The organism is Desulfovibrio sp. (assembly GCF_047607245.1).
In the GTDB taxonomy this organism is placed as follows: Bacteria; Desulfobacterota; Desulfovibrionia; order Desulfovibrionales; family Desulfovibrionaceae; genus Desulfovibrio.
This window is the reverse complement of sequence record NZ_JASGDK010000052.1, coordinates 1-9739: the sequence shown is the minus strand read 5'-3', so window position 1 is coordinate 9739 and position 9739 is coordinate 1. Positions and strand designations below refer to the sequence as shown.

9 protein-coding genes and 1 tRNA gene are annotated in these 9739 nt (G+C 57.2%); all 10 read right to left on the bottom strand.

Going from position 1 to position 9739, the window contains the following annotated elements:
• Nucleotides 1-384: 384 nt before the first annotated feature.
• Complete coding sequence (locus QM579_RS03940; RefSeq protein WP_414997906.1) at nt 385-981, bottom strand: 50S ribosomal protein L25/general stress protein Ctc; 597 nt, start codon at nt 979-981, stop codon at nt 385-387.
• Between the two features lie 124 nt (nt 982-1105).
• Nucleotides 1106-2053: a ribose-phosphate diphosphokinase gene (locus QM579_RS03935; RefSeq protein WP_183718093.1), complete on the bottom strand. Its 948-nt coding sequence runs from the start codon at nt 2051-2053 to the stop codon at nt 1106-1108.
• 199 nt (nt 2054-2252) lie between these two features.
• Nucleotides 2253-2327, bottom strand: a tRNA-Gln gene (locus QM579_RS03930).
• A gap of 6 nt (nt 2328-2333) precedes the next feature.
• Nucleotides 2334-3221: a 4-(cytidine 5'-diphospho)-2-C-methyl-D-erythritol kinase gene (gene ispE / locus QM579_RS03925; protein ID WP_414997905.1), complete on the bottom strand. Its 888-nt coding sequence runs from the start codon at nt 3219-3221 to the stop codon at nt 2334-2336.
• A gap of 29 nt (nt 3222-3250) precedes the next feature.
• Entirely contained in the window at nt 3251-3784 is a 534-nt protein-coding gene (hslV, locus tag QM579_RS03920) for an ATP-dependent protease subunit HslV (RefSeq protein ID WP_414997907.1), read from the bottom strand.
• On the bottom strand, nt 3784-5193 hold the full coding sequence (locus QM579_RS03915) for a M48 family metalloprotease (RefSeq protein WP_414997904.1): 1410 nt from the start codon (nt 5191-5193) through the stop codon (nt 3784-3786). The genes hslV and QM579_RS03915 overlap by 1 nt, the downstream gene beginning before the upstream one ends.
• 28 nt (nt 5194-5221) lie before the next feature.
• Nucleotides 5222-6673, bottom strand: a complete 1452-nt coding sequence (gene cysS, locus QM579_RS03910; protein ID WP_414997903.1) for a cysteine--tRNA ligase — start codon at nt 6671-6673, stop codon at nt 5222-5224.
• Between the two features lie 9 nt (nt 6674-6682).
• Complete coding sequence (gene rpiB / locus QM579_RS03905) at nt 6683-7117, bottom strand: ribose 5-phosphate isomerase B (RefSeq protein ID WP_414997902.1); 435 nt, start codon at nt 7115-7117, stop codon at nt 6683-6685.
• A gap of 265 nt (nt 7118-7382) precedes the next feature.
• Nucleotides 7383-8177 carry a hypothetical protein gene (locus QM579_RS03900; protein WP_414997901.1) on the bottom strand — a complete coding sequence of 265 codons (795 nt, stop codon included), beginning with the start codon at nt 8175-8177 and terminating at the stop codon, nt 7383-7385.
• Nucleotides 8174-9739 (bottom strand): tetratricopeptide repeat protein (locus tag QM579_RS03895; protein ID WP_414997900.1); only part of this gene is annotated, 1566 nt, incomplete at its 5' end. The genes QM579_RS03900 and QM579_RS03895, both read right to left, overlap by 4 nt.

Here is a 9739-nt window from a genome sequence, read left to right as displayed (position 1 = left end):
CTCATGCAGTGCCGCGAGAAGGGGGCGGTACTGTAGGGGAGACAGCATGGTGCCGGGATAAAACAATATGACCCCGGCATTCTGCTTGGGCCAGAATTCCAGGCTTGCCTTGCTGCCCAGGGGGCGCAAGGAATGGTAGGTCACATCGGGAAGTGGCATATCTGATGTGGGTGGCTTCAACAATCGTTCGGCAGGCATGTCAATCATACCTGTTTCAGAGGACAGAGTGCCTGCATCACGCTTGAAGCACAAGGCCCTGAAGTGAATCGTTCAAACTGTCCGTATACAGCTTTCAAAAACGAGGCCGGTTCCGCAAGGAACCGGCCATATATAAGGCGAACTGGCCGTAACCGGACATGCCGGCTATGCAGGCCGCTGGCAAACTTAAGCGTCTTTGCCTTCAGCTTCCTCGTCCTTGCCCTTGGAGATGATGCTGACCAGAGCAAAGTTCTGATCAAAGATGGCATGCACGTTTTCGGGCAACTTGAGGTCAGACACTGTGATGGTGTCGTTGATGCCCATGTCGGTCACGTCGACGGTGATCTTTTTGGGCATGGACAGAGGCTTGCTGCACAGGCGCACGATTTCGCGGTAGGTTTCAAGGCGGCCGCCAAGCTTCACGCCGCGCGAAGTGCCCACGAATTCCACGGGCACGTCAACGGTGACTTCCTTGTCCAGGTCAACGCCGTAGAAGTCGATGTGGGTGAAAGCGCGCTTGTAGGGATGGAACTGCACCTGCCAGATGAGCACAGGATGCATGGTCTTCTGGCCGTTGTCCTCGATTTCGAGGTTGAACACCGTGGTGTGGCCCAGTTCACCGTAAATTTTTTCAAGGGGCAGCGCAGGGGCCTGCACGGAAATGTTTTCGCCGTTGGCGGTGTAGAACACGCCAGGAATCAGTTTCTCGGCACGCAGGCGGCCGCTGGGGCCCTTGCCGCAGGCTTCGCGCTTCTGCACGCTCAAAGTCTTTTCAATATTCATTGTCCACTCCTTGGCTTACCGCCGCCTGATACGTGCGGAAAAGTTCTTTACTGTAAACTTGCCATTCCCTTGCGGGATTATGCCGTGCGGTCATGCGCGAAGGCTTTGAGCCGACGGTTTTTTGCTAAACAAACAACACGCTGACCGACGAGCCGGTATGGATGTTGTGAATGGTTTTGCCCAAGATGGCGGCCACAGAAATGACCTCAAGCTTGGGGCAGCGTTCCAGCTTGTCGCCCAGCGGGATCGTGTCGGTAACAAAGACCTGTGAAAGCGCTTCGGTGGCATTGATGCGGTCAATGGCCGGGCCGGACAGCACGGGGTGGGTGGCACAGGCCACAATTTTTCTGGCCCCGTTTTTCATCAGAACTTCGGCTCCGGCGCACAGGGTGCCCGCAGTGTCGATCATGTCGTCAACCACAATAGCCAGGCGGTCTTCCACGTCGCCGATGACGTGCATGGCCTGGGCCTGATTGGGTTTGTCGCGTCTTTTATCCACGATGGCCAGAGGAGCATTGAGGCGCTTGGCATAAGCCCTGGCTCTCTCCACACCGCCAGCATCGGGTGAAACAATGACCATTTTTTCGTCGCCGAGCTTGCGCAGGGCATCCAGCATAACGGGTACGGCAAAAAGGTTGTCTACCGGGCAGTCAAAGTAGCCCTGAATCTGACCCGCATGCAAATCTATTGTAACTACGCGTTCAGCCCCGGCCACGCTGATGAAGTCCGCCACCATCTTGGCGCTTATGGGCGCACGGGGGCTGACCTTGCGGTCCTGTCGGGCATAGCCGTAGTAGGGTATTACGGCGGTGATGCGCCCGGCGCTGGCCCTCTTGAGGGCGTCCAGCATAAGGCAGAGCTGCACCAGGTTGCGATTGACTGTGGGCGGACATGTGGGTTGTACCACAAAAACGTCGTCGCCACGGACATTATCGCCGATTTCAATTCGCAACTCCCCGTCGCTGAACGTTGTGGACAACGTTGGGGTGAGCTGACAGCCCAGATGGTTGCAAATGGCCTTGGCCAATTCCGGATTGGAAGAACCGGTGACGATCTTCAGATCGCTGAACATGAACCGCCCTGCCTTGTGCGCGTCAAAGAGCAATTTAGGTTATACACCTTTGCCTGCCGCCAGCCCCAGGCGGTGCTGACTGTCAGACAACCGCCCTTGTGGCGCCGGATGCGGGATTTTTCCCGCGCGGCAACCGGAGCGCCCGGATATTTCCGATAACATTCGCTCCGGCAGTCAAAGCGCGATCCGCAGTATGCTGTGGCTGGGATGGAAGGGTTCGAACCTTCGAATGACGGAGTCAAAGTCCGTTGCCTTACCACTTGGCTACATCCCAGTATTGTTACAGCACATGCGCGTAAACGCGCCTGTTCTCTCCCTGTAGTGTGGCCGTGGCCGCCTGTGTTTCCACAAGCGCCTCACGATCAAAAAGCCCCAGCACGCTGGAGCCGCTGCCGCTCATGCAGGCCTTTGCCGCGCCGCAGCGCAACAGGGTGGCCTTGATGTCGGCAAGCTCGGGGTGACGCGTAAAGACAACTGTTTCGAGGTCGTTGTCCAGGTCAGCGTCAAACCGCCCTCGGGAGAGAAAAGTTCCATTAGCCTTGCTTGGGCCTCTTGTCAAGTTGTTTTGACCTTCTTTGCCGTCTTGCAACGCCAGCCACGCATCGTAATCAGCGAAGGCTTGCGGCGTGCTCACATGGATTTGCGGGCACACCAGCACCATGCGCATGCCGGATAAATCCAGTTCGGCAGGCTCGATAATTTCGCCTATGCCACGTACCCGGCAAGGGCCTTCATGAAGAAAAAAGGGCACATCTGCTCCAACAGCAAGAGCGGTTGCGGCAAGCGCCGGAGCGTCCAGTGGGGCAGGTACAGCATTGTTAAGCCAGCGCAGCAGGGCAGCTGCATCGCTGCTGCCGCCGCCAAGACCCGCGCCGGAAGGGACGCCCTTGCGCAGATGAACGTCCAGGCCGGGCACCGGGCAATCAACAGCTGCGGTAAAGGCCGCGTAGGCCCTGGTCAGGGTGTTGTTGCCTTCATCCAGAACCGCTTGGCCTGCCTCGTCGCAGCGCACCACAATGCCAGTGTTGTCCGTAACCTGCAACTTGAGATGATCACAGGGGCGTGACAAGGGATAAAAGAGGGAATCTATCTCGTGGTAGCCGTCCGGGCGAACTCCGGTAATACGCAACCCCAGATTCACCTTGCAGCCTGCGGTGAGAACGCTCATGGCCGTATCCTTGTTCTCATACCGCAGGTTTACAGGGTTTCAAGAGTTACGTGGTCGTTGGTGTACACGCAGATTTCAGCGGCAATGCGCATAGATTCGCGTGCTATGGTTTCGGCGTCCAGATCACTGTGGCGTGAAAGCGCCCTGGCCGCTGCAAGAGCGTAGGGGCCGCCACTGCCTATGGCAGCCACATTGTCGTCCGGTTCAATGACGTCGCCCGTGCCCGAAAGCACCAGTATGTGTTCACTGTCGGCCAGAAGCAGCATGGCCTCAAGCTTGCGCAGGTATTTATCCTTGCGCCAGTCTTTGGTCATTTCAACGGCAGCGCGCACCATATGGCCGCGCACTTCCTTGAGTTTGGCCTCGAACAGCTCGAACAGGGTAAATGCGTCGGCAGTGGCTCCGGCGAAGCCAGCCAGAATTTTGCCGTCGTGCAGGCGGCGCACCTTTTGGGCAGCATGCTTCATGATCATTGTCTGCCCCATGGTCACCTGTCCGTCACCGGCCAGGGCCACCAGACCGTCCTTGCGAACAGCGAGAATAGTTGTGGCGTGCGTTTCCATCAATTCTTGTCCCATATTTCCTTGCGTTCCTTGTAGGCGGCCTCAAGACGTTGAAAAGTTCGCTTGTCCGCGCTGCGGGACGACATGCTTTTGGCTTCGTTGAAGTAACGCTCGGCAAGTTTTTTGTTGTTGGAGTACAGGGCACTGTAAGCCATATGGATGTAGGCCTCGGGCGTATTGCCAGCCTTGCCCAGAGAACGGGCGTAGGCCTCGTGTACCTCGGCGTCCTCTGGCACATACCGCAGCACATCCTTGTAGTGGTTGGCCGCTTGAGCCTGCCTGCCAGTTTCGTCCAGCATGCGCGCATAAAAGAAAGAGGCCATGTAATCCTTGGGATCAATGCGCATGGCTTTGGACAGCAGGCCGTCAGCACGGCTCATGTCACCTTTGCGGTAATGGAAGGCTCCTGCCTCGCGCAATACCAGCGGATCGTCGGGCGCGACCTTGAGGGCCTGATCAAAGGCAGCGCTGGCGTCATTGATGCGGTTCTGACGCGCAAGTACAATGCCCCGGCCCATGCTTGAAAGGCCGTCATTGGCTGAAAACCGTTGCAGGGCGGCCTGTTCGTCGCCGTATCTGGCCCACAGCAGGGTTTTTACACGTGTGAAGCGTTTGTTGTCCTGATTGCGGTCCTGAACAGATTTGGACATGGTCTGAATACGCGCCTGAAGTCCGTTGATACGGTCACCCAGGTCAGGGTGTGTGGAAAGATAGGTGGGCACGCTGATGCCGCTCATCCAGCTTTTCTGGCGCAGCACCTTGAAGCCTCCTACCATGCCATCTGGGGGATAGCCTGCGGCAATGAGGTATTGCAGACCAATGTGGTCGGCCTCATTTTCATCCATGCGGCTATAGTTGAGCATGGCCGACTGCCCGGCCCCCATCGCGCCAACGGCCAGAGCACCGCCGCCCGCACCGCCTGCTGCCACACCAGCCACGGCCAGCAGCAGGGAGCCAAGGGTTATAAACTGGGCCTTTTGCAAACGTGAGGCTACGTGACGCTGCGTGACATGGGCCAGTTCGTGGGCCAAAACACCCGCCAGCTCTTCTTCTTTTTCCAGATTCATGATCAGGCCGGTGAATACGTAAACATATCCACCGGGCACAGCAAAGGCATTGAGGGAGTTGTGCAGTATGGTGGTGGCCTTGAAGCTGAATGGCTGGGGCGGAATGGCCTTTACCAGCCTGGACAGCATGTAGTCCACATACTGTTTGACTTCAGGATCTTCAATGACCGGCAGATTGGAACGCACCATAATGTCGAACTTCTGCCCCATCTCTTTTTCGTCCTTGATGGTCACGCCGCCAAAAAAGAAGGCTTGCGCGGGCGCCGGGCATATCTGCGGCAGCAGAAAGGCCAGCAGTACTATCAGGGCCGTCCATCGACGGGGGGCGCAGTAATGCAACATAGGTTCTCCCGAGTGCCCGTGGCTGGGTCTACTCCAGATCCCAGTCCTGCCCTTCAGGGGTATCGCGCACGCTCACGCCCAGATCCTGCAAAGCCTGACGCAGTGCGTCAGAGCTGGCAAAATCCTTGTTGGCGCGGGCTTCCTGCCGCTCACGCAGCAGGCTTTCAACGCGGGGCATATCAATATTTTTACGGCTGGCGCGCATCGTGCGCAAAGCAGCCAAAAAGGTTTCAGGTTTCTGGCCGAAAAGACCCAGGCGTGTGTTCCACTGTTGCGCACGGGCAAGAAATTCTTGCAGAACATCCCGGCCCGCTTCGCTGGCACGCAGGTTTTTGTCTTCCAGCAGGCGGTTTATGATGCGTACCTGGGTGAAGATGTGCCCCAGAGCCTGCGCGGTATTAAGGTCGTCATCCATTGCCTCGTTCAGCGCCTTGGGCTGTGCGGCCCACTCATCGGCAATCTGCTGGGGCAGGGGGACTTTCTTCCATTTTTCCCTTGTAAGGGCTTTTTCTGCCTCACTCAGGGCGGTGTACACGCGGTGCTGTGCTTTCTCCGTTTCGTCCATACTGTCTGCCGTGAAATCAATGGGGCTGCGGTAGTGCTTGCCCAGCAAAAAGAACCGCAGGGTTTCCGGCAAATAGCTTTCAAGAATGTCGCGGATGGTTTTGAAGTTGCCAAGCGACTTGGACATCTTTTCCGCGTTGACCTGCACAAAGCCGTTATGCACCCAGTAACGGGCCAGGTGGCAATGGCAGACAGCTTCTGTCTGGGCAATTTCGTTTTCGTGATGCGGGAATATGAGGTCCTGGCCACCACCGTGTATGTCCAGAGGCAGAAATGATTCGCTCATGGCAGAGCACTCAATGTGCCAGCCGGGCCTGCCCTGGCCCCAGGGGCTTTCCCATGAGGGTTCGCCGGGTTTGGCGGCCTTCCACAGAGCAAAGTCCAAAGGATCTTCCTTTTCTTCGCCCGGGGCCACGCGCGCACCGGAAAGCAGTTCGTCAAGGCTGCGGCCAGAGAGTTTGCCGTAGGCCTCGTAAGAACGCACCCTGAAGTACACATCGCCCGAAGGCGTGGCGTAGGCTTTGCCAGCCGCGATCAGCTTGGAGCAAAGATCCTGAATTTCTTTGATGTGATCCGTGGCTCGCGGTTCAAAGTCTGCCCGCAGCACACCCAACCGATCCATATCTTCGTAAAAGGCGTTGATATACGTCTGGGCCACTTCGCGCCAGTCGCGGTTTTCCTTGTTGGCGCGGTTGATGATCTTGTCGTCCACGTCAGTGAAGTTACGCACGAAGGTCACGTCCAGACCCAGGTGCTGCAACTGGCGCACTAGCACGTCAAAAACCAGGGCAGAGCGGGCGTGGCCAATATGGCAATAGTCGTATGCGGTGATGCCGCAGACGTACATGTTGACCTTGCCGGGGCGTGCCGGAACGAAAGTTTCTTTCTGGCGGCCCAGGGTGTTGTAGAGCTGCATGGTCTTCCTTTACGCGGGGAGGTTGATCATATCCAGACGGCGCTGGTGACGCCCGCCTTCAAAGCTGTTTTCCATAAAAGCATCCACAATGGCCTTTGCCAGCTCCACGCCCGTGACGCGCGCACCGAGGCAAAGCACGTTGGCGTTATTGTGCAGGCGCGACATGCGGGCGTGCAGTTCTGTGGTGCAGAGGGCGGCGCGGATGCCTGAATGGCGGTTGGCTGCAATGGAAACACCAATGCCGGTGCCGCAGATGAGAATACCCAGTTCGCCGGATGCTTCCACAGCGGCGCAAAGCTTGTGCGCCAGCACAGGGTAGTCGCAGCTGTCTCTGGAGTCAGTGCCGTGATTTATGACATTGATGCCCATTTTTCCCAAATGTTCGGCCAGAGTGGTTTTGAGGTCAACGCCGGTATGGTCCGAAGCCAGATGGATGGATTGCATAACAACTCCTGCAAGGGTGAGGGCAGGCTGACCTGATAGGCCGGTCAGCCTGCCAAAGCAGTTTCGCATCAGAAATGCGTATTTTCAATATGCTGAAGAATTTCCAGTGCCGGATTTCTACGGTTGTTCCCTGACCCGTCAGCAATGCGCAGGTCATAGACTTGGCTCAAGAAGTCAGCTTTTCATTTGCAGACAAGACAAAGCGCCCGTCTGGAAAAGCTAAACCCAATTGCCCGAAACCGATGAAATCCGGCGCCCGTTGCCCCTAGCGCTGCTGGTATTTTGCCAGAGGCAGCAGAGGAACACCTTCTGGTATGGATAAGGTCATTTGCTCTTCTGTAAAGGCCGTGGCGGGCTTTTCTCTTTCCTTGACGAGCACGATGGCGCGCTTGCCATTGCCGTGCGTCAGGTTAAGGCGCTGGGGCAGGGGAGGCTGTGATTCATCAAAAACCACCTCCATCTTCCAGCCCTTGCCGCTGTCGCCCTTTTCGCTCCAGGCCACAGGCAGGCCAGCGGCATCAAGGGTCAGCACGCCGGCGGGGTTGCCCTCAAGCGTGTACTGGGCAAGGTCGCCGGGGATGAACGTCCCAGAGGCGAAGCTTTTGCCGAAAACCTGACTGTAGCGTCCGTTGAGCAGATCGGCCAGATGCCCGAGGTTGAAGGGCACCGGCACGCCGACCTGAAGCAGGGGTTTGGAAGCGCCCTGATAGAAGTATGCTTTGTTGTCGGTGGGGCTGTAGACGAGGAAATGCTGGCCGTCTTCCAGAATTTTAGCCACAGTGGCCCCCACTCCGGCCATAACGTCCAGACGCAGCTTGCGCTGGCTGTTGCCCCAGAAAAGGGCCGTGACACGCCGGGTATCACCCTCGGTGCCAAAGCGCAGGCTCATTTGCAGACGGTAAGGCGTCAGGGCCATGTCCTGTCCCCTGGCTGCAAATTTTTGCCAGCGTTCTTCAAGTCTGGCCTGATTCTCAGGCGTCATTTCCAAAGACGGCTGCTTTGCGCAGGCGGTCAGCAAAGCCAGACTGCAAAGGCAGCAAAGCGCGAGAAATTTTTTCATAACTGTGAAAGCCTCTGCCGCAATGCGTCTGCATTGGCGGGTTTGAGGTCCAGCGCCTTCTGATAGGCGGTGCGGGCCTCGTCTTTGAGCCCCATTTTAGAGGCTATGTCACCGTAATGCTCCCATATGGAAGCGTCTACATGCTCGTCGAGTTTGACGGCACGGCGTATTTCCTTGAGAGCTTCTTCGTTTCTGCCCAGCTTATAGAGAACCCAGGCCAGGGAATCCACAATATAGGACTGATTGGGCGAAAGCTCATCAGCCTTGACAAGCAGGCTCAGGGCTTTTTCCAGATCGCGGTTTTCTTCCGCCAGGGTATAGCCCACATAGTTCAGCGCCTGATAGTTTTCTGGATGCAGGGTGAGTATGTGCTCCATAACCTTGAAGGCTTCTTTTTTGTCTCCAGATTCGTCAAGCAGCGAACCGAGAAGAAAGGCCATGTCGACGTTGTCCGGCCACTTTTTTGCGGCTTTGCGGGCAATTTCAAGAGCCTGCGGCATCTGTTGCTGACGCGCCAGCAGACGAATTTCCAGTTCCCAGAACTGGGGAGCGTCTTCAAACTGTTTTTGGGCCTGTCTGGTTACGGTCAGGGCTTCCTGTTCCTTGCCAGCCTCGCCAAGCAGCTGTATGCGCAGCAGGGCAGCCCTGGGGGCAGCCTTGCTTTGCGGCGGGACTTTGTCCAGCCACGAAAGCGCCATCGGCAGGTCGCGGCGTTGCTCGTAGTTCAGGTCGGCCAGCAGCAGGTAGACGTCAACCGGGGCATCGTCTCTGGCGGCAATCTGCTTGAGCAGGGTCTCACCCTGAAGGTAATGGCGCGAATCAATGAACAGCCCGGCCACGGTAAGCTTGAAGGGGATTGTGTCTGGCCCCTGACGCATGTACTTCAAAGCCTTTTCAGGCTGGTTCATGCGCAGCGAAAGGCTGATGAGGCGCAGCAGCACGTCCTGAGGCGAAAAATTGAGTTTGAGCAGCTTTTCATAGAGGGTACGGGCGGGCTTGAATTCCGAGCGCTGCTCGTAGATAAAGGCCAGTTCGGCCATTGCCTCCACAAAATCGGGCATTTCCTTGATGGCCTTCTGGAGGAAAGGAATGGCCTCGGCGCTACGGTCCATGCCAATGAGGGCACGGGCGTGGTAGTAGTCGACCAGAGGCGTGCGCTCTTTGGAGCTTACGCTGTTAAGCAGGGTTTCAGCCTCGGCGTATTCCTTGCTTTTTACCAGCAGCAAAGCCAGTTCCAGACGGGCATCCAGTGAGCCGGGATGCTTGGCAAGGAACGCCCGCATAAGCTGCACGCCGCGTTCCGGCGTGCCCTGTTCCATAAGCGCTTCGGCATAAAGCAGATTGAGAGACATGTCGTCCGGTGCGACGGCAAGTCCTTGCTCCAGATAGGGCGCGGCTTCAGCCGACTTTCTGCTTACCAGCCAGACGCCGCCTTCAAGCCATATGCTGGCGGGAAGTTTAGCTGCGGCCATGAGAGGCGCGGCCTGCAAAAGAGCGGCTTCGTCCTCGTCATTAAGCGCCTGCGAGTAGAGCAGGAAGGCATAGGTGCTTTTAGCCTCGGG

Coding starts and splice junctions, on each gene's coding strand:
- QM579_RS03935 (WP_183718093.1), bottom strand. CDS start 2,053: ATGTTCAGCGATCTGAAGATCGTCACCGGTTCTTCCAATCCGGAATTG.
- cysS (WP_414997903.1), bottom strand. CDS start 6,673: ATGCAGCTCTACAACACCCTGGGCCGCCAGAAAGAAACTTTCGTTCCG.
- QM579_RS03940 (WP_414997906.1), bottom strand. CDS start 981: ATGAATATTGAAAAGACTTTGAGCGTGCAGAAGCGCGAAGCCTGCGGC.
- rpiB (WP_414997902.1), bottom strand. CDS start 7,117: ATGCAATCCATCCATCTGGCTTCGGACCATACCGGCGTTGACCTCAAA.
- QM579_RS03915 (WP_414997904.1), bottom strand. CDS start 5,193: ATGTTGCATTACTGCGCCCCCCGTCGATGGACGGCCCTGATAGTACTG.
- ispE (WP_414997905.1), bottom strand. CDS start 3,221: ATGAGCGTTCTCACCGCAGGCTGCAAGGTGAATCTGGGGTTGCGTATT.
- hslV (WP_414997907.1), bottom strand. CDS start 3,784: ATGGAAACGCACGCCACAACTATTCTCGCTGTTCGCAAGGACGGTCTG.
- QM579_RS03900 (WP_414997901.1), bottom strand. CDS start 8,177: ATGAAAAAATTTCTCGCGCTTTGCTGCCTTTGCAGTCTGGCTTTGCTG.